20 protein-coding genes and 1 pseudogene are annotated in these 25313 nt (G+C 72.7%); 13 read left to right on the forward strand and 8 right to left on the reverse strand.

From position 1 onward, the window contains the following. The 6 genes from AC5LUJ_RS00570 to AC5LUJ_RS00595 all read left to right on the forward strand — a co-directional run. Positions 1-1039, forward strand: a 1039-nt coding sequence (locus tag AC5LUJ_RS00570) for a mycofactocin-associated electron transfer flavoprotein alpha subunit (RefSeq protein ID WP_493464307.1), incomplete at its 5' end; no start/stop codon positions are given. Then, positions 1036-2445, forward strand: a complete 1410-nt coding sequence (locus AC5LUJ_RS00575) for an FAD-dependent oxidoreductase (protein WP_250291068.1) — start codon at positions 1036-1038, stop codon at positions 2443-2445. The genes AC5LUJ_RS00570 and AC5LUJ_RS00575, both read left to right, overlap by 4 nt. Further along, the gene (locus AC5LUJ_RS00580) at positions 2442-2927 is read left to right on the forward strand and encodes a ferredoxin family protein (RefSeq protein WP_493464308.1); all 486 of its coding nucleotides are present in this window, start codon (positions 2442-2444) and stop codon (positions 2925-2927) included. The genes AC5LUJ_RS00575 and AC5LUJ_RS00580 overlap by 4 nt, the downstream gene beginning before the upstream one ends. Positions 2928-3066: 139 nt before the next feature. After that, complete coding sequence (locus AC5LUJ_RS00585; protein WP_493464309.1) at positions 3067-4095, forward strand: mycofactocin-associated electron transfer flavoprotein beta subunit; 1029 nt, start codon at positions 3067-3069, stop codon at positions 4093-4095. 121 nt (positions 4096-4216) lie between these two features. After that, a complete protein-coding gene (locus tag AC5LUJ_RS00590) occupies positions 4217-5230 on the forward strand; it encodes an NADP-dependent oxidoreductase (protein ID WP_250286234.1) in 1014 nt (337 codons plus the stop codon). Between the two features lie 563 nt (positions 5231-5793). Further along, positions 5794-7029 (forward strand): cytochrome P450, encoded by a 1236-nt coding sequence (locus AC5LUJ_RS00595; protein ID WP_250291351.1) that lies wholly within the window; start codon positions 5794-5796, stop codon positions 7027-7029. A gap of 21 nt (positions 7030-7050) precedes the next feature. On the opposite strand, the gene fxsT is transcribed toward AC5LUJ_RS00595, so the two are convergent. The 4 genes from fxsT to efeU all read right to left on the reverse strand — a co-directional run bounded on the left by fxsT (position 7051) and on the right by efeU (position 14833). Continuing rightward, positions 7051-9612, reverse strand: a complete 2562-nt coding sequence (fxsT, locus tag AC5LUJ_RS00600; protein WP_250291350.1) for an FxSxx-COOH system tetratricopeptide repeat protein — start codon at positions 9610-9612, stop codon at positions 7051-7053. A gap of 812 nt (positions 9613-10424) precedes the next feature. Then, positions 10425-10925: a GNAT family N-acetyltransferase gene (locus AC5LUJ_RS00605; protein ID WP_250291347.1), complete on the reverse strand. Its 501-nt coding sequence runs from the start codon at positions 10923-10925 to the stop codon at positions 10425-10427. Between the two features lie 220 nt (positions 10926-11145). Continuing rightward, on the reverse strand, positions 11146-12570 hold the full coding sequence (gene efeB / locus AC5LUJ_RS00610) for an iron uptake transporter deferrochelatase/peroxidase subunit (RefSeq protein WP_493464310.1): 1425 nt from the start codon (positions 12568-12570) through the stop codon (positions 11146-11148). A 70-nt stretch (positions 12571-12640) separates the two neighbouring features. Beyond that, a complete protein-coding gene (gene efeU / locus AC5LUJ_RS00615) occupies positions 12641-14833 on the reverse strand; it encodes an iron uptake transporter permease EfeU (RefSeq protein ID WP_493464311.1) in 2193 nt (730 codons plus the stop codon). Positions 14834-15087: 254 nt separating this feature from the next. Between efeU and AC5LUJ_RS00620 the strand changes: the two genes are divergently transcribed. Further along, a complete protein-coding gene (locus AC5LUJ_RS00620; RefSeq protein ID WP_250285234.1) occupies positions 15088-15603 on the forward strand; it encodes a hypothetical protein in 516 nt (171 codons plus the stop codon). Between the two features lie 28 nt (positions 15604-15631). On the opposite strand, the gene AC5LUJ_RS00625 is transcribed toward AC5LUJ_RS00620, so the two are convergent. Further along, a complete protein-coding gene (locus AC5LUJ_RS00625) occupies positions 15632-16147 on the reverse strand; it encodes a hypothetical protein (RefSeq protein WP_250285233.1) in 516 nt (171 codons plus the stop codon). Then, positions 16054-16830 carry a protein kinase domain-containing protein gene (locus AC5LUJ_RS00630; protein ID WP_250285232.1) on the reverse strand — a complete coding sequence of 259 codons (777 nt, stop codon included), beginning with the start codon at positions 16828-16830 and terminating at the stop codon, positions 16054-16056. The genes AC5LUJ_RS00625 and AC5LUJ_RS00630 overlap by 94 nt, the downstream gene beginning before the upstream one ends. Positions 16831-17133: 303 nt before the next feature. On the opposite strand from AC5LUJ_RS00630, the gene AC5LUJ_RS00635 reads away from it, so the two are divergent. Next, positions 17134-18591: a helix-turn-helix transcriptional regulator gene (locus tag AC5LUJ_RS00635; RefSeq protein ID WP_250285231.1), complete on the forward strand. Its 1458-nt coding sequence runs from the start codon at positions 17134-17136 to the stop codon at positions 18589-18591. 107 nt (positions 18592-18698) lie between these two features. On the opposite strand, the gene AC5LUJ_RS00640 is transcribed toward AC5LUJ_RS00635, so the two are convergent. Beyond that, positions 18699-18938 carry a hypothetical protein gene (locus tag AC5LUJ_RS00640; protein WP_250291340.1) on the reverse strand — a complete coding sequence of 80 codons (240 nt, stop codon included), beginning with the start codon at positions 18936-18938 and terminating at the stop codon, positions 18699-18701. 23 nt (positions 18939-18961) lie between these two features. After that, positions 18962-19759: an AfsR/SARP family transcriptional regulator gene (locus AC5LUJ_RS00645; RefSeq protein WP_250285229.1), complete on the reverse strand. Its 798-nt coding sequence runs from the start codon at positions 19757-19759 to the stop codon at positions 18962-18964. Positions 19760-20152: 393 nt separating this feature from the next. Here AC5LUJ_RS00645 and AC5LUJ_RS00650 point away from each other — a divergent pair, with 393 nt between their 5' ends. From AC5LUJ_RS00650 to AC5LUJ_RS00670, 5 genes and pseudogenes are all read left to right on the forward strand, one after another. Further along, positions 20153-21139, forward strand: a complete 987-nt coding sequence (locus tag AC5LUJ_RS00650) for a hypothetical protein (protein ID WP_250291338.1) — start codon at positions 20153-20155, stop codon at positions 21137-21139. A gap of 82 nt (positions 21140-21221) precedes the next feature. After that, entirely contained in the window at positions 21222-22916 is a 1695-nt protein-coding gene (locus AC5LUJ_RS00655; RefSeq protein ID WP_250285226.1) for a phage tail sheath C-terminal domain-containing protein, read from the forward strand. Positions 22917-22975: 59 nt separating this feature from the next. Beyond that, positions 22976-23515, forward strand: coding sequence for a hypothetical protein (locus tag AC5LUJ_RS00660; protein WP_250285225.1), 540 nt, complete (start codon positions 22976-22978; stop codon positions 23513-23515). 207 nt (positions 23516-23722) lie between these two features. Next, on the forward strand, positions 23723-24214 hold the full coding sequence (locus tag AC5LUJ_RS00665; protein WP_250291336.1) for a hypothetical protein: 492 nt from the start codon (positions 23723-23725) through the stop codon (positions 24212-24214). An 11-nt stretch (positions 24215-24225) separates the two neighbouring features. After that, positions 24226-25313 (forward strand): annotated as a pseudogene (locus AC5LUJ_RS00670) (hypothetical protein); the annotation flags it as partial.

Raw genomic sequence — 25313 nt, forward strand, 5'->3', positions numbered from 1 at the left:
GGAGGGTGTGGGAGAAGGGCGGTCCGTTCCGGGCGGGGCGGTGCTTGCCGTGGTGGTGGCGCGCGGCGGGGTCCTGCCGCTGGGTGCCGAGGAGAGCATCGCCGAGGCCGACGGGCAGGCGTTGATCATCGGCGGCGGGGCCAAGGAGGCGGCGCAGGCGGTCACGGGCGCGTCGGCGCTGTGGTGGAGCGACACCGGCCCCGGGCTGCGGGCCGGCGCGCTCGCCCGGGTGCTCGTCGGCGTGCTCGCGGACGTCCCGCTGCTGCTGCTGCCGGCGTCCCCGGACGGCCGTGACCTTGCCCCGCGGCTGGCCGCCGCGCTCGACCGCCCGCTGCTCGCCGGCGCCGTCGCGGTCCGGCGGGACGCCGACGGGGTGGTACGGGCGCAGCTGCCGAGGCTGGACGACCGGCTGCTGCTCACGGTCGAGTGCGCGCGGCCCGCGGTGGCGACCCTGTTGCCGGGCGTGCGTGCGGTGCCCGCGGCCGGGCGGCATCCCGGCCCGCGGGAGCTGCCCCTGCCGCCGCTGCCGCGGCTGCCGGCCGCACTGTCCTCGTCGGCCGTGTCGGCCTGGGCGCGTGATGTCGAGGTCGTCGAGGTGCTCGAGCCGGATCCGGCGACGATGGATCTCGCCGAGGCCGGCCGGGTCGTCGGCGGCGGCGCCGGGCTGGTGCCCACCGGGTCCGGCGCGGGCCAGGGGCGGGCGCTGTTCGGCCTGCTCGCCGCCGTGTCGGCGGCGCTCGGCGCCTCGGCGGGGGCGACCAGGGTCGCCAGTGACGCCGGCTGGATCGGCTACGACCGCCAGATCGGCACGACCGGGGTGACGGTCGGCCCCGAGCTCTACGTCGCGTTCGGGATCTCCGGCGCGAGCCAGCATGTCAGCGGGCTGGGCTCCCCCCGGCACGTGGTGAGCGTCAACACCGACCCGTCCTGCCCGATGACCGCGATGGCCGATCTCGGCCTGGTCACCGACGCCCGTGAGCTGCTGGTGGAGCTGGCCCGGCGGTTCGGCGTCCCCGTCCCCGAGGAGGTCCGGCCGTGACGGCAACACCTGCCGTGTCATCGGCAACGCCCACGGGGCCCACGACGTCCCCGGGGCCCCCGGCGCCCGCGGTGTCGGCGTCACCGGCGTCGTCCGGCCGGCCCGTGCTGTCCTTCGACGCGGTCGTTGTCGGTGCCGGCCCGGCGGGGTCGTCCGCCGCGCTCGAGCTGGCCCGGGCGGGCCGGTCCGTCGCGCTCGTCGAGCGGGGGCCGTTCCCCGGGTCGAAGAATGTCTACGGTGGTGTGATCTACGGCCGGGTCCTCGACGAGGTCCTCCCCGCCTGGTGGGAGGAGGTGCCGGTGGAGCGCTGGGTGGTGCGCCGGTCAACGATGATCATGACGCCGACGCGTTCGCTGTCCATCGACTACCGCAGCGAGGACTGGGGTGCCGCCCCCTACAACGGGATGACCACCTACCGGGCGGACTTCGACAGCTGGCTGGCGAGCAAGGCCGTGGCCGCGGGCGCCTGGCTGATCACCTCGACCGTGGCCACCGGGCTGCTGCGCGACGCCGCCGGGCGGGTCGTCGGCGTGCGCACCGACCGGGCCGACGGCGACCTGCGCGCGAAGGTCGTGATCGCCTGCGACGGGGTGAACTCGTTCCTGGCGAAGGAGGCCGGCCTGCTGCCGCGGGCCGACGCCGCGCACCACACCCTCGGCGTCAAGGAGGTGCTGGCGCTGCCCGGGGAAGTGATCGACGAGCGCTTCGGGGTGCGCCGCACCGAGGGCGTGGACATCGAGATGCTCGGCTGCACCCGCGGGATCCCCGGCGGCGGCTTCCTCTATACCAACGCGGACACGGTCAGCGTCGGCGTGGTGCTCTCCCTGCCGCACCTGGCCGCGGCGAAGGTGCGTCCCGAAGAGATCATCGCCGATGTGAAGACGCACCCGGCCGTCGCGCACTACCTGCGCGGGTCGACGGTCAAGGAGTACTCCGCCCATCTGATCCCCGAAGGCGGCTACGACGCGATGCCGAAGCTGCACGCCGACGGGCTGCTCCTCGCCGGCGACGCCGCCGGCATGACGCTCGCCGCCGGCATCTGGCTGGAGGGGGTCAACTTCGCCATCGGCTCGGGGCTGGCCGCGGGCCGGGCCGCCGCCCGGGCGGTCACCGCCGGTGACGTCTCCTCGGCCGGGCTCGCCTCCTACCGGTCCGACCTGGCGGGCCAGTTCGTGCTGGCCGACCACAAACGGCTGCGCGGCGCGCCCGAGGTGATCCTCTCCGAACGGATCCAGCAGCGGTATCCCGGCCTGATCACCGACATCGCCGAAGGGGTGTTCACCGTGACGAACCCGACGCCCAAGCCCGGCCTCGCCCGCCTGCTGCGGCGGGCGGCGAGGCGCAACGGCGTGAGCCTGCGCGAGCTGGCCGCCGACGCCGCCCGGATCGGCCGGGTGTTCCGATGAGCCGCCTGCCGCTCGGCCTCGTCAGGGACCGCCGCCGGCCCGGCCGGGCAGCCCCGGCGGCCGCACCGGCCAGAACCGTCCCGGCGGCCACGGGCAGCCCGGCGGACCCGGCCGGCCCGGCTCATCCCGCCGGCCCCGCCGGCCCCGCCGGTGCGGCCGGTGCGGCCGGTGCGGCCGGTGCCGCCACGGGCGAACGCTGGCACGACCTCTCCTTCGACGACCGGATGGCCACCGTCGACTTCCGGGTCGGCGAGCGGGCCCACATCGTGGTCGACTCCGACGTCTGCCGCTCGTGCACCACGAAGGCGTGCGTGACCGCCTGCCCGGCCAACCTGTTCGCCCCGACCTCCGACGGCGGCATCCTGTTCAACTACGAGCAGTGCTTCGAGTGCGGGACCTGCTACATGATCTGCAACAGCGAGAACGCGATCAGATGGACCTACCCGGACGGCGGGCAGGGCGTCGTCTTCCGGCGGGGGTGACGGCGCCATGACGTCACAGCCGTCCGAACCGACACTCACGACACCGGCTGAGACACCGGCCGGAGCCGTGGCCGGGACACCGGCCGTTACCGGGACACCGGCCGTTACCGGGACACCGGCCGAGCCTCCGGCCGGGGCGGTGACCGGGACAGCGGCCGAGACCGGGGGAGTGGCCGGGACACCGGCCGCGCCGCTCGTTGTCGTGTGCCTGCGCCACACCGACCTGCGGCCGGAGGTCGACCCGCTGACCGGGGCCGTCACCCGGGACCCGCGCGGCGCCGGGATCGGCCCGGCCGAGCGGGCCGCCCTCGAGCACGCGCTGCGGATCGCCGAGGCCTGGGGTGGGCCGGTGCTGGCCGTGGCCGCCGGCCCGCCCGCCGCCGACGAGACGCTGCGCGCCGCGGCCGCGCTCGGCGCGCGGGCGCTGCGGGTGCCGTGGCCGGCGCCGATACCGGGGGTGGGGCCGGCGTCGCACGCCGACGGCCCGGGTCACGGTGACGATCCCCGGCATGCCGGCGAGCCGCTCGGCCCCGCCCCGCACTACCTCGACGACCTCGGCCGGGACGAGCGTGCGCTGGCCCGCGCTCTGCTCGCCGCGGTCCGTACGGTCGGGGAGCCGGCGCTGGTGCTCTGCGGCGACCGCTCCCCGGACCGGGGCACGGGCGCGCTGCCCGCGCTGCTCGCGCACGAGCTCGGCGCCGCCCAGGCACTCGGGCTGGTCGACCTGCGTGTCGACGGCGGGTCGCTGCTGGCCGAGCGCCGTCTCGACGGCGGCCGGCGGGAGCGGCTGCGGGTACGCCCGCCGGCGGTGTGCTCGGTCGAGGGCGCCGGCGTCCGGCTGCGGCGGGCGTCCCTGCCGGCGGCCCTGGCGGCACAGCGCGCCGGGATACCCGTGCTGGACGCGGCAGCCGTCGCCGCGGCCGCCGACGGCGACCTGGCGGCTGCCGTCACGGTCCGTTCGGCGGGTCCGTTCCGGCCGCGGACCAGGGTCGTCCCGCCGCCGTCGGGCACCCCCCGGCAGCGTCTGATGGAGCTGACCGGTGTGCTGGCCGCGCACGAACCGCCCACCATCGTCGGCCCCGTGGACGCCGCCGACGCGGCCGACGCACTGCTGGCCTTCCTGGAACGCAACGGCTACCTCGCCGAGCGGCCCCCCGCCGGGCCGTAGCCGCGCTACCGTCGGCGGTGGCTGCCCGGCATCCGGCATCCGGCATCCGGCATCCGCCGTACCAGGGCTGCCCCTACCGAGGCTGCCGTACCGAGCGCCGTCGTCCCGTGGAGGGTGGACCTTGAAGGCCGTCAACCGGCAGATCCGTCTCGCGGCCCGTCCGGTGGGCCTGCCCGCCCCCGGAGACTGGGAGCAGGTCGAGACAGCGGTCCCCGCCCCCGGCGAGGGTGAGTTCCTCGTCGAGATCAGCTATCTCTCCCTCGACCCGGCCATGCGGGGCTGGATGAACCAGGCGCGCTCCTATGTCCCGCCGGTGCCGCTGGGGGAGGTCATGCGCGCCTATGCGGCCGGCCGCGTCGTCGCCTCCAACCATCCCGGGTTCGCCGTGGGCGACCATGTCACCGGGCCGTTCGGGGTCCAGGAGTACGCGCTCTGCGACGGCCGGGGCGTTGCCACGGTCGACCCCGGCCGGGCGCCGCTGCCGACCTACCTCGGCGCGCTCGGGATGCCGGGCCTGACCGCCTACTTCGGGCTGCTCGACGTCGGGCGTCCCCGGCCGGGCGACACCGTGGTGGTCTCGGGGGCCGCCGGCGCCGTCGGCAGCGTGGTGGGCCAGATCGCCAGACGGCTGGGATGCCGTGTCATCGGTATCGCCGGTGGCGCGCGCAAGTGCGGCTGGCTGGTCGACGAGCTCGGTTTCGACGCGGCCATCGACTACAAGGAGCAGGATGTCGAGAACGCGCTGCGCACGCACGCGCCGGACGGCGTCGACATCTACTTCGACAACGTCGGCGGCGACATCCTCGACGCCGTCCTCACCCACCTCGCCCGCGGCGCGCGGGTGGTCATCTGCGGCGCCATCTCGCAGTACAACGCGACCACACAGGTCAGCGGGCCGCGCAACTACCGGTGGCTGCTGATCCAGCGCGCGTCCATGACGGGGATGCTCGTCTCCGACTACGCCGACCGCTATCCGGCGGCAACGGCGGAGCTGGCCACCTGGCTGGCGGACGGTTCGCTGCGGGCGCGTGAGGACATCCTCCCCGGCGGGATCGGACGTTTCCCGGAGGCGCTGCTCCTGCTCTTCTCCGGCGGCAACACCGGCAAACTCGTCCTCGAGATCGCCGGCTCCTGACACTCCTGGCCCCGCGCTCCGGGTCTGTGCCGCGTTCACCGACACCCGACACCCGACACCCGTCGGCCGTAGGTGAAAACCGCTGCCATGACGACGAAATCCACCTACAAGCGTGCAGGCCGTAGGTAGAAAGCGTTGTGATAACAGCGGTTGTGACCTACGGCTGCGAGGGACGGGCAGGCATGGGGGCACATCCGCTGTAGCACCGGATCCTGACGGCCGCCGGCGGTACGGCCGGTACCCGGCACCGGCCGGCCCATCGGAAAATCGGAAATCACGATCGGCCGATACGGAACACTTTTCCGCCGGTTTCTTCCAGTGTTCTTGGCGGATGGTTTATGGTCTGTTCACTACCCGGACGACAGGTTCCGATGGAATTCGGGAAGGTTTCGATGCGGACGCGGGGAAACCCCGTGCCCCGGAATTTCTGGCGACCGGGGCGTGGCGCACGGGCCGTCATCTTCCGGGAGGAGCCGAACGTGGATCCCAGCGCTGGGCCGACTATCACGCGTGACGTCACCGGGGCCACCCCCACCGGCGGGAAGCCCGTGGTCGGAGTACCTGTGGCCAGGGAGCCCGCGGCCGGGGATTCCGCCGTTGGGCAGGCGGTGCTCGACGCCTTCGCCCCCGAGTGGCGGCATGACCCGTACCCGAGCTACGAGATACTGCGCGCGGCCGGCCCGTTCCCACCGGGACCGCTCGGCCTGCGCCTGGTCCCGCGGTACGCCGACTGCAACGCCGTCCTGCAGAACCCGGTGTGGAGCCATGCGGAGGAGCCCGAGCTGCTGCATCCGGGCAGTGACATCCTGGACCTGCCCGCGTCGTTCCTGTGGATGGAGCCGCCGGACCACACCCGGCTGCGTGGGCTGGTCAGCAAGGCGTTCACGCTCCGCACGATCGAGCGCCTGCGACCCCGCGTGGAGCAGGTCGTCGACGAGCTGATCGACCAGGCGGTGGCCGCCGGTGAGGTCGACCTGATCGAGGCGCTGGCCTACCCCCTGCCACTGACCATGATCTGCGAGCTGCTCGGGGTTCCCACCGAAGACCACCCGGCCGTCCGGCGGATGTCCGCGGGGATCGCCCGTGGCCTGGATCCGGACGTGCTGCTCACGCCGGAGGAGGTCGCCGCCCGCACCGACGCGGCCCGGGAGTTCATCGAGTTCTTCGGCGCTCTGATCGCGCGGCGCCGGGCCCAGCCACAGGACGATCTGATCAGCGCTCTCGCCGCGGTCGAGGCGGCCGGTGACCGGCTCACCGCCCACGAGATGCTCGCCACGTTGGTGGTGCTGGTCGTGGCCGGTCACGAGACGACGGTGAACCTGGTGGGCAACGGGGTGCTCGCCCTGCTGCGCAACCCGGACCAGTTCGCGTTGCTGCGCGGCACCCCCGACCTCGCCGCACCCGCGGTGGACGAACTGTTGCGCTACGACGCCCCGTCACAGCTGACCACCCGGGTCGCGACACGGGAGATCGAACTGTCCGGGCACACCTTCGCGCCCGGTGACAGTGTCATGGTGATGTTCGGGTCGGCGAACAGGGACACGGATGCCTTCGACGAACCGGATCGGCTGGACCTGACCCGTTACACGGGCCGCAACAGCGTGAACCGGCACATGTCGTTCGGCATCGGCCTGCACTACTGCATCGGCGCGCCACTCGTCCGGCTGGAAATGGAGGTCGCGCTGCGGGCGCTGGCGGGTCGGGCAGCGACGATCGAACTGCTCGCCGATCCTCCCGTCTACCGGCCCAATCTCGTGGTGCGCGGCATGACCGAGCTGCCCGTGCGCCTCACCGGCTGACCCTGGTGCGGCTCTGGCCCGTCACAGCGCAGGCTGTCTGCCGGGCAGGGTGTGCCGCTTGTGGAGCTGCGTCCGCAGCTGTTCCGCCCCGGCTGTGTCGCCGAGCTCCCACAGGTCGGCTGCGAGGTTGCTCATCGAGCGCAGGGTGGCCGGGTGGTCGTCGCCGAACAGCTGGCGGTGGCGGCGCAGGGTGTCCTCGTCCAGGTCCCGTGCCGCGGCCACGTCGCCCAGCAGGCGCAGATCCTCGGCGAGGTTGTTCGCCGAGGCCAGGGTGTCGGGGTGGTTGTCGCCGGACAGCTGGCGGTGGCGGCGCAGGGTGTCCTCGTCCAGGTCCCGTGCCGCGGCTGCCTCGCCCAGTACGCGCAGATCCTCGGCGAGGTTGTTCGCCGAGGCCAGGGTGTCGGGGTGGCTGTCGCCGAACAGCTGGCGGCGGCGGCGCAGGGTGTCCTCGTCCAGGTCCCGTGCCGCGGCCACCTCGCCCAGCAGGCGTAGCTCGATGGCGAGGTTGCTTGCCGAGCGCAGCGTGTCGGGGTGGTCACGGCCGGACAGCTGGCGGCGGCGCAGGGTGTCCTCGTCCAGGTTGCGTGCCGCGGCCACGTCGCCCAGCAGGCGTAGATCGATGGCGAGGTTGTTCGCCGAGGCCAGGGTGTCGGGGTGGTTGTCGCCGGACAGCTGGCGGCGGCGGCGCAGGGTGTCCTCGTCCAGGCTTCGTGCCGCGGCCACGTCGCCCAGTACGCGCAGATCCTCGGCGAGGTTGTTCGCCGCGGACAGGGTGTCGGGATGGTCGAGGCCGAGATGGCGGGCCCAGCTCCGGTGGACTTGCTGATGGTGGCTGTGGGCCGCGTGCGGGTCCCCCCGCACCCGCAGGTACCAGCCGGTCTCCAGCAGCAGTCTGCGTGCCTCCGGACCGATGTCCTCAGCCGGATCCTCCGGATACAGGGCGGGTGCGGTCAGCGCATGCGGCGCCAGCACGGCCCACACGGGCCAGCTGTCGGGATCCTCGGTGCCGGGAGGGGCTGCGGCGACCAGCAGGCGGCGGGCTGCTGCCGCGTACCGCCGCCGGTCCCGCGTCAGGCGGGTGCGGGTGACCTCCTGGACCAGGCGGTGTACGCGGATGGCGTCACCGTCACGGGTGACCAGGGAGTAGCCCAGCAGCGCGGTCACTGCCTGTGGCACCTGTCGGCCGGCGAGACCGGACTGCCGCTGCCACCTGCGGCCGACCGGCTGGGTGAGCAGCGTCAGCGGGATCGGCTCCGGGCCGAGGAACGCCGCGAGCCCGAGGAGCCTCACCGCCGCCGGGCTCTCGGTGGCCAGCCGCTGAAGCGACAGCGACCAGGCTGCGTCGACACTGCCGCCATAGACCAGATCCTGCCCTTCCGCCAACAGCCGGTGCCGCCGGGCGCGAAACGTGGCCAGATAACCGGCCGGGGTTTCCCCGCTCTTCTCCAGGTAGGCGGCGGCCTGCCCTACCGCCAGCGGCAGATCCCCCAGCAGGTTGGCCAGCTCGTGGGCGGTGGGCCCGTCGATGTCGGGTACCAGCTGACGGAGCAGGGCGGTCGTCTCGGAACGGCTGAGCACGTCGACCGGAATCCGGGTCGCCAGCGGCGTCCATACCGGGCTGCGTGAGGTGACCAGCACATGCCCGCCCCGGGCGGTGTCCGGCAGCCACTCGCGCACCTCTTCGGCGGACTGGGCGTTATCGAAGATCAGCAGCCAGTCGCCGGTGACGCTCAACCGGTCCAGCACCGCAGCCGCGTCCTCGGCGGCCCGCCCGCTCACCGGCAGCTCAAGCCGCGGCGCCAGCGCGGCCAGCTGCCCGCTCACCAGAACGGGCTGTTCCGCGTCGATCCACCACGCCCACCGGTAGACGTCCGCGTACCGGTGGGCGTACTCGACTGCCAGCTGGGTCTTCCCGACTCCGCCCAGGCCGTACAGCGCCGCCGCGCCCGCCGCCCGGGAGCCCACGGGGCCGGTGACCGCGACCCGGCCGGTGCCGGCCAGCTGCTCGGCTATCTGCTCGAGCAGAGCGTCGCGGCCGGTGAAGAACCGCAGCCGGACGGGAATGTTCCAGACGACCGGCAGCCGGCCGGGAAATCCTGGCTCGGGCCGGCCCGGGAAGGCGGGCGTGGCTGTCGGTTTTCCCCGCTCGTCGCGGACAGCGGCCAGCAGCCGTTGGGTGGCGAGCGTGGCATCCGTCGCGAACAGGTCCACGACGACCCGCTGGGCCAACAGGCCCGGCGGTTTGCAGTCCTCCACCCGTAGCATCAGCAGTCTGCGTTGCCGGCCGCTCGGGTCCGCGTCCAATGCGGCCTGCCATTCAGGGGCAACGTGCTCCGAGGCCAGATAGGCGGCGGAGAGCACCGAAATCGTGCGGGCTGAAAGCTGGGTGGCCCGATGCTTCTCGGCGATGAGGTTGGATCCGGGGACAAAATCCCACGGCTGCACCAGCACGCGGTACCCGACGGCCTCGAGCTGCCAGGCGATCCACTCTGCCCATTCGCGGTCCGCGGAGACGTGGGAGACGAAGAAATCCACCGCGCCCGCGCCGTCCTCCCCGGCCGGAGAGGGTGTGTCCTGCCGCATCGCCCAACCCCCAGTCTGTCGGACGCGGAACGTGGGTATGCATACACCGTGGGTCGTCGTGCGGGCGAGATGTATCGGGTATCCGACGATATCCGCGGCCACGGCCCGCGGGGAGCGCACCGGCCGGACGGCGACAGCCGACCGGCTGGCTGTCAGTAGTACTATTTGTCCCTTTTGTGGGCATTTATAATCCAGGAATCCGGGTTGACGGAGCGGGATTGTCGTCGACTGGACGGCGCGCGGATATAGCTTGGCCGTCAACGCCGATATATGCTGCGCCTGATCGCTGGAGCTCTCCTGGAGAGGACGTCGTCAGTGAAACTCTGGAAGCGGTTCAGGGCGGGTGGCAGAAGCTCCGATGGCAGTGGCTCCTCGAGGACCGAGACTCCGAGGACATCTCGGCCGAGCGGCTACAGCTCGGAAAACCAGGACACGAACGGCCCCCGTTCTGCTGGCCGCAGCTCGAGAGGATATGGTTCCGGCGGTTCCGGCGGTTCCGGCTCGTACGGCGGGGGCTCGAGTCGCAGCGGAGGTTGCTGAGCTCTGATCCACCGTTCAGATTTTTTGTGGTCCTCCTGGTCGCCGGAGCTTGCCGAGCTTCATTCCGGTGTTTTTTGTGGCCAATTTGTGACCTGGCGGCATCAAGCAGCCGGTGCGTCAGCTCCGACCATTGGACACAGTCCCCAGACATAAGCTTTAGCGGCTCTTCATGTCTGGGCAGGGTGGTGTTCTCCCGGGACTGCCGACCGTGACCTGGGCATGGTGGCTGTTCGCGGTGGCTGTTCGCAGTGGCCGCCGGGTGGCGCTGGTGGTCAGGGTGTGCCGAGTGCGGTGAGCCGGTCGCCGGTGAGGACGTGGCCGACCCACTCCGGCTGGGGGCGGGCGCCGAGGGAGCCGTAGAAGTCGAGGGCGGGCGTGTTCCAGTCGAGCACCGCCCAGTTGAGCCGGGCGTACCCCCGTTCGACGCAGTGCCGGGCCAGCGTGGCCACCAGCGCGCGGCCGTAGCCCTGGCCGCGCTGGTCCTCGCGGACGAACAGGTCCTCCAGGTAGATGCCGTGCCGACCGGTCCAGGTGGAGTAGTTCAGGAACCAGACCGCGATGCCGACGATCTCACCGTCCCGTTCGACGACATGGGCGGACACCGCCGGCGCCGGGCCGAACAGCGCCACGTGCAGGTCGTCGGCTGTCGTCCGCACCGCGTCGGGCTCCCGCTCGTAGCGGGCCAGCCCTCTGACACAGTCGAGGATGCCCCCGGCATCACCCGGCCGGGCCGGGCGAAGGACGGCCCCGTCTGCCAACGACAACGTCTCCATGAGCCGAATCGTAGTGAGGCCTGGGTGCGGAATGATCCGCGCCCGGACTCGCCGGACCCGGCCCGGGTCCGGACCAGAACGGACATGTGGGTGGGACGGCGAGCCGTGGCGGCCGCGGGCCGGGTGGGCAGGATGCGGCTCCCCTGGAGCATATCCGCCCCGGGACCATGCCAGGTCACCTCGGTTGCCGTGGTCACCACGCGGCCAATCGCCGCGGCCGTCAGGCCAGCAGGGTGCGGCCGAGGTGGTCGGTGGAGTCGCGGACGCCCGGCAGGACGAAGAAGTAGCCGCCGCCGGTGGGGCTGATGTAGTCGACCAGCGGCTCGTCGATGAGCCGGGTCTGGGTCACCTCGAACTGCCGGGCGATGTCCTGCTGGTAGCAGCAGAAGAGCAGGCCCATGTCCAGGTTGCCGTTGGCGTCGATGCCCCGGTCGTAGTTGTAGCCGCGGCGCAGGATGCGGGAGCTGTCCGTGTCCGGCGTGCGCGGGTTGGACAGCCGGATGTGCGCGTCGAGCGGGATGATGCCGCCGTCGGGGTCGCGGGTGTAGTCCGGGATGTCGGCCTCCGCGGCGCCGTCCAGCGGGGCCCCGGTGTCCCGGCGCCGGCCGATCATCATCTCCTGCTCGTTGAGCGAGACCCGGTCCCAGAACTCCACCAGCATGCGGATGATACGGATGACCTGGTAGGAGCCGCCCTCGGTCCAGGCGGGCTCGGCCGAGGCGGGCCCGTCGCCGCCGTGCACCCAGACCAGCCGGTCCATCTCGGCGGCGGAGGTGACGTCCGGGTTGGCGGTGCCGTCCTTGAAGCCGAGCATGTTGCGCTGGGCTCCCGACGGCCGGGGCGGGTTCTGGAAGCCGTCGACGCGCCAGCGCAGCTGCATGCCGCCGCGGGTGTGCCGGGCGATGTCCCGCAGCGCGTGCAGGACCGTGTCGCGGCTGTGCGCGCACAGCTGCAGGCTGAGGTCGCCGTGGCAGTGCGCCGGGTCCAGCGCGTCGTTGGGGAAGGTGCGCATCGGGGTGAGCCGCCGCGGCCTGCGGCCGGCCAGGCCGAACCGGTCGTCGAAGAGGGAGGCGCCCACCCCGACGGTGACGGTCAGCGCGTCCGGCGGCACCACCGGCCCGAGGATGCCGCTGTCGGACGGCGGGGCGGTCGTCCCGAGATCGACCGGCTCGCCACCGGAGGTCAAGAAGCGTGCACGTTCGGTGATTGCCCTGAACAGCTCGGTCAGCCCGGCGTGGTCTGTGGCGATCACGTCGAAGGAGGCGAACGTCGCCGCCGCCGGCGCCGGGGTGAGGATGCCGGCCTGGTGGGTCCCGTGGAAGGCGACCGTCCGGCCCGGATCCCCGTCACGGGTGGTGTTCTGGTCGTCGCCGGTGGTCGTCGCGAGCGCGGTGCCGCCGGCGCCCACCGCGGCCCCGGCGGCCAGCGCCCCGGCCAGGAAGGACCTGCGCCCGAGCGCGGCGCCGAACGGCCCGCCGCGGCGCCGGGAGGCTGCCGGGACGTCGTGCTCCGCCCGCTGTCGGTGCCGCGGCGAGGGCGCGGCCGTCTCGCCGGCCCCGGGCGCCGGGACGGCCGCGGGCGGCGCGGAGGGCGCGGACGGGGCGGACGGCTCGGACGGCTCGGGTGCCGCGGGCGTTTCGGTCATCGGCGCTGCTCCGGGAGCTTGGAGGAGGTGTCGCGGCCGCGGTGGGAGCGGTCGGGCAAGGGTGTCGGGCTCATCCGGTGTTCCTGATCTCCAGGACGTCGGGAATGGGCGCGAGGGTCTCCAGCAGCCCCCCGAGGCCGCCGTTGAGCCGCTGCCGGTCGGCGAGGGGAAGGGCCCGCGGGGCGGTCCAGGTCCCGGCCGGGCTGCCGATCCGGCGCAGCAGCGTCGCGAAGGCATCCAGCTGCCGGTCGGCCGCGGCCAGCGTGTCCGGTGCCCGGGTCGCCAGCAGCGGAGAAATGATCCTCAGGAGCTCGCGGGTGCCCTCGGTGTTCGCGCCGGCGGTGGCCAGCGTGGTGCCGCTGCCCTGGTCGGCGGCGCCGGTGAGCTGGAACTGCAGGGTGTTCTCGAGGATCTCGTGGGTGCGCAGGGCCAGGTCGTTGGGATCGAGCTCCTGGGCCGGGAACGCCTTGCCCAGCTCGGTGACGTCACCGGCGAGCCGGTCCGCCAGCGGTGTGAGCGCTGCCGCGTCCTCGCCGTGCCACAGCCCGTACTCGATGCGGTGGAAGCCGGTGAAGTCCTCGTCGGTGATGCCGCCGGGCAGGCCGTCGGGCCGTCCGTTGATCGCGGCGTCGAAGTCGCCGAACGTGCCGTACGCGGCGCCGAGGCGTTCGTAGTCGAGATGGGCGGTGAGCCAGTCACGGCGGGCCGCGTCAAGGTCACCGGCCGCCACGTCCGCACGCAAGGTTTCGGTGTCGCGTTGCAGGGTGACCAGGCCGGCGGTGACGAACGCCCGGTAGGCGTCCACCGGCCCGGCCATGATCTCCTCCGTCACCGGGATGACCGCCTGGCCGCCGGCGGCCGAGCCGGTCACCCGCTGGCTCGCCGAGACGATGGGCGGGTCGTTGCCGGGCAGGCACTGCCAGGCGTAGGTGCCGCCGCCGACGGCCGCCGACAACGGCCGGCTGGTGCCCGGCGCGAGCAGCTCGATCTCGGCGTGGATAGCCCCGCTCGCGGGGTCGATCAGACGGACCTCCATGCCCCGGCCACCGGTGTTGCGGACGGTGAAGGTCTGCCGGCCGGGCCGCGGCGCCTGCCAGCCGTCGGCGCAGGAGCCGGCGGTCACCTCGATCGTCGTCGCGTGGGCGCCGTCGGACGGGCCGAGCGCGAGGATCGCGGCACCGGCGGCGACGGCCGGCAGCGCGACGACAGCCATCGGAAGCACCCAGCGGGGCACCGCGCGCGGCGCCCACCGCCGCCCGCCAGGCACCGGCTCGGCCGGGCCAGCCGGCGCCGGCTCGGCGGCCGCGGCCGGCTCGGCGGCCGCGGCCGGTTCGAGGGAGCCAGCCGGCGCCGCGGCGCTGGTCGGTTCGGTGCCGGTCGCTTCGGCGGTGCCGGTCGGCGTGGTGGCGGCGGCCGGGGCGGTGGCCGGGGCGGTGGCGCCGGCGCCCCGCAGGAAGAGCAGCAGCACCGGCACCAGGTAGGCGAGGTAGCCGACGACCTGCAGCACGGTCATCCGCGGGGTGATGTTGAGGATGCCCTCGGTGAGCCTGGCGTACCAGGAGCTCGGGTCGATGGTGGCGCTCAGGTCGAACGCCGTGGCCGCCCCGCCCGGCAGGAGAGCGCTTTCCTGGAGGTCGGCCAGCCCGTACCCGGTGACGCCGGCCGCGATCACGACCAGCCCGATGCCGGTGATCGTGAAGAACCTCGTCAGGTTGATCCGCAGCGTCTGCCGGTAGATGGCGAAGCACGCGGCGGCGGCCAGCGCGATCCCGGCGACGGCCCCGACGAGCGGGCCGGCCGACTCGTCCGCGCCCCGGGTGGTCGTCCAGACGAACAGGGAGGTCTCCAGGCCCTCCCGGGCGACCGCCAGGAACGCGGTGAGGACCAGCATGCCAGGGCCGAGCGCCAGCGCGACGGTGACCCGGCCGCTGATCTCACCGGACAGCGTCCGTGCCGACCGCCGCATCCAGAAGACCATCACGGTGACGAAACCGACCGCGATCAGGCTCAGCACACCGCTGAACGTCTCCTGGGCCGCGGTCGACATCGAGGCGGCGGCGAAGGTGAGGACCGCGCCGAAGCTCGCCGAGAGGGCGACGGCGGCGAGCACTCCCGTCCAGACCTGGGGGAGGCGGGCACGCTGGTCGGCACGCACGAGCGTGGCGACCAGAACCGAAACAATCAGGCTTGCCTCGAAACCCTCGCGTAACCCGATGAGCAGGTTCGGAACGAGATCCGCCCACACGTCTGCCGCCTCCGCCATCGCCGTACGGTCACTGTTCGTCAGAAGGACTCAAGGGAAGGTACCAGAAGAACAGGTAAACCTCACCTAATCGAATATTTATTCTCACAGTAGGCATAAGAACACAAAACGACTTCCCGACATCCGCAGGCGATGTCCGCGCCGGGACGGTGGAGATCACTACCACAGTGCTGGCCGGCGGGCCCTTCGGCCCCTGCCCGAGGGCTACCTTGCAGGAGATAGATCGACACTACGGATACCTGCTGGGGGCAAGCATGAACGCCAGAGCCCTGCGCCGCGCCGGCGTCCTCACCGCTACCGGAGCGCTTGCCACGCTCCTCGGTGCGGCTCCGGCCAGCGCGTCCATCTCCTTCTCCGCCGATACCCGGACCAGCGCCGACACCAGCGCCGGCACCAGCGCCGGCACCAGCGCCGACGCCGGCGGCGCGACCAGTGTCGACACGAGCGTCACCCAGCTCTTCCAGGCCGCCGTGGGCCTGTCCATCGGTGCCCTCTCCGGCGCCTCGAACGCCGTCTCGGTCGCGGCCAGGTCCGTCGGCCCTACGGCGGGGACCGTCGCGGACACCGGCCCGACCGGTTTCGGCGCCGGGCCGGGCGCTGCCGCCGGGCCGGGCGCCGGCGGTGCCGGGACGAGCAGCCCCCAGGACATCTACGGCGCCGCCGCGGGCCTCTCCTACAGCGCGCTGTCGCAGGCGGCGGACGCGCTCACGCGCGCGTCGGGCACTGTCTCCGGTGGCCTGGGCGGGCAGCCGGCCGGCCCCGGAGCCTGACGCCGCGGCCTCGACGGCCGAGTCCCGGTCAGGTGGCGGCGGACGACACCTGTATGCCGCAGTACCGGCCGCTGGTGTCGATCAGATAGAGCTGTGAGCGGCCGGCCGGGTCCAGCAGCAGCGACGTGTTGGCGCTGGTGGGCTGGACGGTGCCGTGGTCCAGGTCCTCGCCGGTGGTGGCGTCGCGGAGGATGAATCCGCATTCCTCGGCGCCGTTGAAGTCCAGGATCTTCACGGCGACGCGGCCCTCAGCGGTGAACGCGTCGGTGTCGCCGGTGTTGGCCTGGTGGGTGAAGGGCAGCGTCACGGCTCCGGCTCCGGCCTGCGGCTCGACCAGGCAGCCGGGGTCGCTCACCTGCCACTGGAAGTTTCCCGGGTGGGAGATCTGGAACGACCACGTTCCGGACAGCCCTCCCTGGTGGAGGACGCTCTCGCCGGTGTCGGCGGAGGTCAGGACGATCTCGCAGGTGTCGGTCGGGACCGGGAGGGTGCTGCGGACGACGGCCCGCCACGGGCCGTCTGCCTGGTAGGAGGCATCCGCCACCGCCGTTCCCGCTCCGGAGCCGGAACCGCCGGCGTCGTCCCCGCCCCCTGGGCGGCGAGGATCCCGGCGATCGTCGCCCCGGCCACGACAACCACGGCGGCGCCGAGTACGGCCGGCCGCGCCCAGCGTGCGGGCCGTGCGGGGATGACGGGCTGGTCGTGGACGGTGGCCGGCAACGGTGGTTCCACCGCCACGGCTGTGGGCCGCACCGGGATGGTGACGGTGGGGGGCGGCGCGGTGGCGGATTCGGCGGGTGCCGCCTGCGTGCCGTCAGCTGCCCGGTCGCTGTCAGCGCTCCCGTTGACAGCGGGAACGCTGACAGCAGGGCTGGTACCGGCAGGGCTGGTACCAGCAAGGTCGTCCCGCAGCGCCCGGGCGGACGGCCGCTGCCGGGGATCGCGGGCGAGGGCGGCGCGGACCAGCTCCCGCAGCGGCCCGGCGAGCTGGTCGTAGTCGGCCGCCGGGCCGCCGGACAGGATGCGGCTGAGAACGGCCTCGGGCCGGCCGGTGCCGAAGGGCGGCTGGCCGGTGGCCGCGAAGACGACGATCCCGGCCCAGGCGAAGACGTCGGTGGCCGCGGTGATCTCGTCGCCGGTCGCCTGCTCGGGGGCGATCCAGGCCGGGGTGCCGACGAAATGGAAACGGCGATGTTCGTGGAAGTCGCCGATGTTCGTGGAAGTCACCGTAGTTCGTGGAAGTCACCGTATCGCCCCGGCAGCCCCTCGTCGCACTGGTGACAGAGGATGGCACCGGCGGCTGATGCGGTACCTGCCGCCGCGGAAGTTGAGCATCTTTCTGCTCCAGGTCGCAGTTCCGGGCGCCGCGGTTCTCCGGTCTTCGGGAGAGTCCGATAGGTGACAGGCGAGATCCGGCGCATGTTGGACCATGAGTGAGCCATTGGAAGCATCGGGGGATGGTGCGGCCGGTGCGGCGGCCGTGATGACAGCGGGTGCCCGCCCGGTCGATCAGGATCGGGGGGTGCGCCGGTGCCGCTCACCGACTTCGTCGGACGGCAGTCCGACATTGTCGCGCTCGCGGGCCTCGTCATGCGGGAGCGGCTGGTCACGGCCACCGGTCCGGGTGGCTGTGGCAAGACCCGCCTGGCCGATCAGGTGATGGCGCGGCTGGCAGAGTGCCGTGGTGAGGTGTTCCCGGCCGGGCTGTTCTGGTTATCCTGCGGTGACCTGACTGACGCCAGTTTGTTACCGTCAGTGCTGATAGCTGCGTTGGGTATGCCGGATCGTTTCGACGTAGCGCCGCTGGAACGGGTCGCCGACCAACTCGGCGAACGTCGGTTGCTCGTGGTCCTGGACGACTGCGACCGCGTGGCCGACGCGGTGCAGGCGCTCGCGTCGGTGCTGCTCCCGAGGTGCGGCGGTGTCCATCTGCTGGCCACCAGCCGGGTCCGATTGGGCGTCGGCGCCGAGGTGGCGTGGCGGGTCCCCCCGATGACGCAGGCCGACGCGGTGGAGCTGTTCCTGGCCAGAGCCGGCGCCGAGATCGGGCCATCCACCTGCGTCACGGCGGTGGATGGCGGCGTGCCCGTGTCTCCGGCCCCGGGCGCGGAGCTCGACCGGCATCTGGTCGCCGAGGTCTGCGCCCGGCTCGACGGCCTGCCGCTGGCCATCGAGCTGGCCGCGGCCCGCACCCGGGTGCTTTCGCTTCCCGAGATCGCACGCGGCGTCGACGACCGTCTGAAGCTGCTGGCGGGTGGCAGCAGGTTCGCGCCGAGGCGGCACCGGACGATCAGAGCCTGCATCGACTGGAGCTACGACCTGCTTGACGAGCTCGGGCGCATCCTCTTACGTCGCCTGGCGGTGTTCGCCGGTGGCGCGCGCATGGCCGAGGTCGAGGCGGTCTGCGCATTCGGTGCCCTGGCCCGCGAGGACGTGCTGGAAGCCCTGACCACGCTGGTGGACCATTCACTGGTTGTCACCGACCGGCGAGCCGTCGACAGCCGGTACCAGCTGCTGGACACCGTCGCGGCTTATGCGCGTGAGCGACTGGACGCATCCGGTGAGGCCGGCGAGGTTCAGCGCCGCCACGGCGGCCTGGGATCCTTCGGGGATGCGGAGCAGACCCTGACCGACCGCCGCGCCCGGATGACCGCGGCGGTGTTCGACGCCGCCGACGAGAGCGCGAAACTCGACGGTCCCACCGCGACCGCCTCCGCCGGCAGGTCGCGGGGATCACGGCGCCGGCCGGCGCTGGGCTGGGCGGCGCTGACCCCGGCCGAACGCGAGGTTGCCAGGGCCGTTGCCCGCGGCCTGTCCAACCCGGCGGTCGGGCGTGCCCTCGCCATATCGCTGAGCACCGTGAAGACCCACCTGGCCCACGTGTTCGGCAAGCTCAACGTCGCCAACCGCGTCGAACTGGCCGCGTTCGTCCTCCGGGCCGACGACCCGGCCGGCTATCCGCCGAACATCGGACCGGAGCTCAGGTAGCGCGGTCGTGCCCGGTACCCGGTACCCGGTACCCCGACCAGCCGGCCCGGTATCTGTCCGGCCCGGTGCCTGCCCGGCCCGGTATCCGCGCCGGGCAGGCACCCGGGTCAACCGGACCAGTCGGCCAGGACCTGGTCGAGGAAGCGCCGCACCAGGTCGACGACCTCGGTCGGGGACGCGGTCGTCACGGCGGTCAGCTCGGTCCGGGAGACGTCGGTGGTCATGCGCAGCCGGGCGATCAGCCCGCCCCGCGGGCCGGGCCGGACGGTCAGTACCAGCAGCCCGGGCCGTGGAGGGCCGCCGTCCGCCATCCCGGCGCCGTCTGCCATTCCGATGCTGTCCACCATCCCGGCACTGTCGACCCGTCGTGTCACCTCGCCGTCGAGCGAACGTCACCGCCGGCTGTGTTCCCGCCGGCGCGGTGCCTGGCCGAGGTCTGCCCGCCCGCCGGGAACACCAGCTCGGTCAGCGCGGCCGAGGGCGCAAGAGCGAGCTCGTCCCGCAGCAGCCCGGCATAGGCGCGGTAGCGGCGCACGGCCTCGCGCACGTTGCCCTCGGCCAGGTGCACCCGGATGAGCACCTGCTGCGCGCTCTCCCGTAACGGGTCGGCCCGGATCGCCGCGTAGGCCGCGTCGGCGGCCGAGCCGTAGCGGCCCAGGGCGAGCAGCCGGACGGCCAGCGCCTCCAGGGCGTGCAGCATCAGCTGGCCCAGCCGTTCGCGTTCGAACAGCACCCAGTCGTCGTACCAGCCAGGCAGCAGCTCGCCGGTCAACGCCGGCTGGATCAGCTCGCCGGTGTCGACGTCGGCCGGCGTGAGCAGCCGGTGGGCGAGCGCGACGGTCTCGTGCGTGTCCACGAGCACGTCCCCGGCCAGTCGAAGACAGGTCGGGGAGGTCTCCACCAGGCCGTCGTGCAGCCGCCCGGCCCGCCACAACGCGGTCCGCAGCCGGCCGTTGGCCGCGCTCTCGCCGACATCCGGCCACAGGATGCCCCGGACGTTGGAGCGCGGCACCGCGTCGGGACGTAGCGCCAGCAGCGCCAGCAGCCGCTGCACCCCGAGGGGGACGGGCCGCGCGGCGCCTCCCAGCACGAGCTGGAAGCCGTTGAGCAGGACGATCCGGGGGCGAGTCCGGTTACGCGTCGCCAACGTACTCGATGCGTAGGGCACATGCAGATCGTGACTGGTGACCGGCCGCGGAACATCGGCCGATCGGCCGATAGCGCTCGTGGACAGGATGTGGTGACGCTGCGCCGGACGCGGCGGTGACGGGTATGTGACGCTGCCGGCGCACCATGATTCCATGCAGGCAACCCGAGTGGAGTGCGTCGTCCGGGCGGGCGGAGGCTTTCGGTGAGTCTCTTCACCCGCGGCGGCAGCCGGAAACCGCTGGTCACGGCGGGTGAAGCGCCGCCTGCGTCGCCGGGCGCCGGGCCGTTGAGTGTCCTGTCACCAGGCGCTGTGCCGTCGGATGCCGTCTCGTCCGGAGCCGTGCCGTCGGGGGTCGCGCCGTCGGTGCGGCCGGAGGCGCTCCGGGCGGCGGCGAGCCCGCCGGGCCCAACTGTGATCACATCGTCCGACCAGGCCGTCTCGGCGCTCCTCAAGGTGCTCTCCGGCTATCTCGATCCTGATGCCGAGCCCGTCGGCGTAACGCCCGGCCCATCGGTTGTCGTGCTCCAGGTCAGCGATCGGGCGCTCGGACTGGGCAACCTGCGCGGTCTGGGGGCCGTCGGCCCGTTCCCCGCGGTCGAGCTGCGCGGCGGCCAGCTTGAATGCGTCGTCCGGTTTCAGGTCTGGGGCGCCACCCCGGAGGCGGCGGATGCGCGGATGACGGCTCTGCAGGGCCGTCTCCTCGGCGCCAGAGCGGACCTGTGGGACGCAGGTTTCCTGCAGCTGGACGGCGTCGCCGGTGCCCTTCCGGCAGAGGGCCGTGGGGCCTGGTCACGGACCGCCGACTATCACGTCCTGTTCGAATACCAGCTCGCGCCGACCGTGGACGCCGAGAGCCTGATAGCCGTGGTACCCGTCGACACCGGCCAGGAGGTGGCCGGCTCGCTGGTCGAGGAGCGGGCCACGGTCACCGGCGACAGTGTCCGCTGGGATCAGACCGGCGCTGCCGCGCTGGTACTGCGGGGTGGCCGGCGTGGTGTCGGCCACCTGGCGATCGCCGCCTACCTGCCGGCGCCCGTACCCACCGGTGGCGTCCGGCTGCTGCGCACCCATGACGGTGCCACCGGCGCACCGGCCGGGTATCCGACGCTCGCGGCGTTTCTCGCGGCCGTCGCGGACCCGGTGTCCCCGCAGCGTCACGGTGTGTGGGTCTTCCCGTCGCTGGCCGAGTTCGTCGCGGCCTTCGACGAAGCCGGTGACCTGCTGCTCGGCGACTGGGATTCCGACGGCGTGCCGGATGGCTACCAGGTGGGGCAGCTGGCGCTGAACCCGCCCGTACCACTGCCGGACGCCCAGGACCGCCTCGAGGTCTCGCTTGGGACCACGCCCTTCGACCACCCGGCGGTGCTCTACCTGCGGGCCGCACGCGTACCCGGCTGACCAGGGCATTCGGCCGACCCAGTTCGGCTGGCCCAGAAGCCGGCTGGCCCAGAAGCCGGCCGACCCAGAAGGAGGACGGAGCATGGCTGAGATGGTGCTGCCCGGCACCTACATCGATGTGCGGCCGGAGGGGCTGATCGTACCCGCGCGGGTGAGTGTCGGGACGGTCGCCGTCGTCGGCACCGCGCGGAAGGGGGAGCTCAACAAACCCGTCGCGGTGGGTGGTTTCCTTGAGGCCCGGGAGATATTCGGCGCCTACGACCCCTGGGTGGACGGCCGGAGCAACGAGCTGACCCTCGTGCGCGCCATCGAGATCGCTGCCGCGCACGGCGCGACCTCGATCATCGCGGTGCGGGTGTCCGCGGTCGACGGGAACGGCAGTCCCACCGCGGCCGCCGCGGCCCACACGCTCCGGTCGGCTGACGGCGGTGACGGCGTCGTGCTGACGGCGAAGAGCCCGGGAACCTGGAGCGGCGAGCTGGGCGTGCAGGTCGTGGCCGCCGACTCGCCGGCCTTCGTCGGCCCGGAGAAGCACACCGGCGCCACCTCGGTGACGCTGCAGCACACCCCGGTGGGAAACAGCGCCCGCAACCGGGTGCAGCTGTTCACCCCGGCCGACGGCGTCACCCGCTCACTGAGCGTCCTGCGGGACGACACGGCGACTCCGCAGGCGAACGAAGTGAAGATCAATCGTTCTACCGGTGCTCTCACGTTCGCCCAGGGATTCACCCTCAAGGCGGAGGATGTGGTCACCGCGTGGTACGAGGTCGCTCCGGAGGGTGCGAACACGGTCGTGCTGAGCCTGGGCCGTACCGAGGAACGGTATACCGTCGTCAACGGTGACGATCTCGTCACCGATATCGGCTCCTCGGCGTGGGTGGACGCGAGAAAGGGTGGCCAGTCCGGCAAGGCGCTGAAACCCACCGACTATCCGGCCGCCTTCGGCACCGGCACCGGCAACACACCGGGCAGCAACGGCGAAGCCACCGGGACGGGCGACACCGAGTACAAGGCGGCCCTGGACCTGTTGCTCAACGAGGACGCGCACATCATCGTCGGTGCGGGCCGGAGCACGGCGTTCGCCGACGAGCTCGGCGGCCACTGCCAGCTGGCCAGCAGCGACGCCTTCGGGCGGGACCGCATCGCCGTGGTCGGGGCCGAGCTCGGCACCAGCCTGGACGTCCTGCGCGGTCACAACATCGACAGTGACCGGGTCGTCCTCGTCGCCCCCGGCATCACGTTCGGGGACGCCGCCGCCGGCACGGACGTCACGCTGCCCGGGGCGTACGCCGCGGCGGCCGTTGCCGGTCTGCTCGCCAGCTACCCGCCCCACGTCAGCCTGACGAACAAGGCGCTGCCGGTCGGCGATCTCGAGGTGCGCTACACCCGGGCGCAGCTGACCCAGCTCGTCCAGGCCCGGATACTCGCCCTGGAGGCGCGGCAGGGTTTCCGCGTCGTGCAGGGCATCACGACGTCGGGCAACACCGCCTGGAAACAGATCACCACCCGTCGGATCGTCGACTACGCGAAGTTCGGCGTCCGCGCGGCGAGCACGTCCTACATCGGTCTGCTGAACAACGAGCGGGTACGCACGGCGCTGCGGACCACCATCGCCAGTTTCCTCAACGAGATGGTGGACGGCGAGATGCTGATCAGCTATGACCTCGACGTCACGGCCACCCGGGAACAGCAGCGAAAGGGAATCGTCGCGGTGACGCTGATCCTGCGGCCCACCTTCAGCATCGACTTCATCGAGGTCACGATTTTCCTTGAATAAGAGGTTCCTCGGGAAAGCGTTTCCTCGAGTTTCCCAACCCGTCCGGAAGGAGGAGCCGCATGGCACTGGACAAGGTGTACGTCGGCGCCCACGGCACGCTCGGCATCGCGGTGGAGGGCACTCCCGCCCAACAGGCCGACTTCACCGCCGTCAACGACGCCTACAGCTCCGCGGTCGTGGGCCGCGTCACCGACGTGGAGGTGTGCGTACGCACGGAGCTGGAGGAGTTCTACGAGATCGGCGCGCGTGACGTGAGCACGATCTCCCCTGGAAACGTGCACATCAGCGGCGGCATCGGCCGGGCCTACATCAACGGTTCCCTGCTGTTCCTGCTGCTGGGCCGCGGTGCTCTGGAGAAGGACAGGACGAGCATCCAGCCGCGTTTCGTTCTCAACCTCACCCTGCGGAACTCGCACATCCCGGACAACGCGCTGAAGGTGAACGTCTTCGGCGTGAAGTTCGAGACGTGGGGTTTCCGGCTGCCGCAGGAGGGTTTCGTGATGGAGCAGGTCCGGTTCAAGGCGACACGGATCGGCGTCCTCGACAACGAGGCCGGCAAGGACGTGTCCGTGACCTTCCCCGCGCTCCCGGCGTCCTGACAAGGGCACGGCACAAGGGCACGGCCGGACGGTACCCGATGAACGCACAGGCAGGCAGGCGGATGGGCATTCGGTTGCCATTCGACGGATATTCGACGGGCACCCGGCGTGCGTTCCGTGAACGTCCGGACGAGCACACGCTGCGCCTCCGTCGAACTCCGATGGCCGTGCGGTGAGCACGTAGCGAGCACACGGTGAGGATGCGCGATGACGCTGACGGCTGAGGATCTCCTGGTCGGGGCGGACCTGACGCACGACGTCCGGATACCCGTCGCACTGCTGGCGGGCGGTGGGGCCGAGGAGACCGAGGAGGTCGAGGATGTCGAGGCGACGGTCGTGCTGCGGCCACTGACCGTACGGGACCTGCAGCAGATCGGCCGTGCCGGTGAGGACAACGACGACGGCCTGGCTGCCGCGTTGATGATCAGACAGGCCCTCGTTAAGCCCGCCCTCGGGCTCGACCAGATAACGCGGTTGCCGGCGGGCCTGGCCAGGTTCCTGGTCGAGCGGATCAACCAGATCAGCGGCGTCGACACCCCGCGCGACGAGCTGGCCGAGCTGGTCCAGACCCCGCTGGCGCGGGCCTGTTTCGTGCTGGCCAGGGAATTCGGATGGACGCCGGAGGAGGTGAGCGGGATGACGATCGGCCAGATCCTGCTCTACCTCGAGCTGGTCCGCGCCGATGGGGCCAGCCGATGACGGGCGTGCCGATGGCTGGTGCGGTCCCGGGCAGACCGGGACCGGTGATACTCGACCGGCTGTGGTGGTCGAGCCCGGCCCGCCGGGCCGCCACCGTGCTGTCGACCGGCCCGTCGATCGACAGCTGGTCGCGGGCCCTGGCGGCCCCCGCGCGGCGGGCGGCCAGGACGTGTGCGCTCTGGGCGTGGGCTCGGACGCCGGCCGAGCCGCCCCGGCTGCACCGCCAGCCGCTGCTCGGGACGTGCCTGGAGCAGGTGCTGGACGGCGTCGGCCTGAACGACGACGCCACGGGGGAGGAGCGGCCCGCCGGCGCACCGCCACGCCGGGCCCGGCAGCGCCTCCCGTTACCCCGTGGCGCACGCCCAGGAGCCGCGCACCACGCGTCGGCGGACCCGGACGGGGTGAGGACCGGTGGGGCGGACGGCTCGCCATGCCAGCCGGAGCAGCCGCGGTGGCCAAAGCGGCCGGAGCAGCAGCGGCCGGAGCAGCAGGGACAGCCGGTGGACAGCCGGGTTCCGGCGCCGCCGGAGGTACGCCGACAGCCGGCGCGTGCCGACCAGGCCCTGCTGTGCCGGCTCGCCGGGACAGCGGATGCCGACGCCGTGGTCGCACCGGCGCCGGGGAAGGCAGCGCCGGTGACCCTGCCGACCGTGGGGAAGAAGGCACCGCCGACGCGGGCGGGAGGTGCGCCGCACACCCGGTGCCCGCAGCCCGGCACGCCGGCGGCAGCCTTCGAGCCGGCCGTCCGCCGGCTGGCGGGGCGCCTGCGGTATCCCGAGCCGGCTACCCGCGAAGAGGGGCGCCCGGCTGCCGCGGCCCGGCGGCACCGCGCCGTCCCCACGCCGTCCGGCGCCGTCCCCACGTCACCCCGGACCGCCCCGCGGCCGCCTTGCGCACTCCCGCTGTCCGGTCCGGGTGCTCCGCCGGACATCCTGCTGCGCCACCACAACCCCGGCCATGCCCACGGCCCCGGCCGCGCCGGTACCGGTATGCCCCGGCGCGCCGCGGCCCGGCCGGGCGCCACGCTCGGCCGTGACGCCGAGCATCCGGCGGTGACCGGGCCGGAGCGGACCACCGGGCGGCCCGGATCATCTGCTCC

It is taken from the genome of Protofrankia sp. CiP1_Cm_nod3, assembly GCF_982290655.1.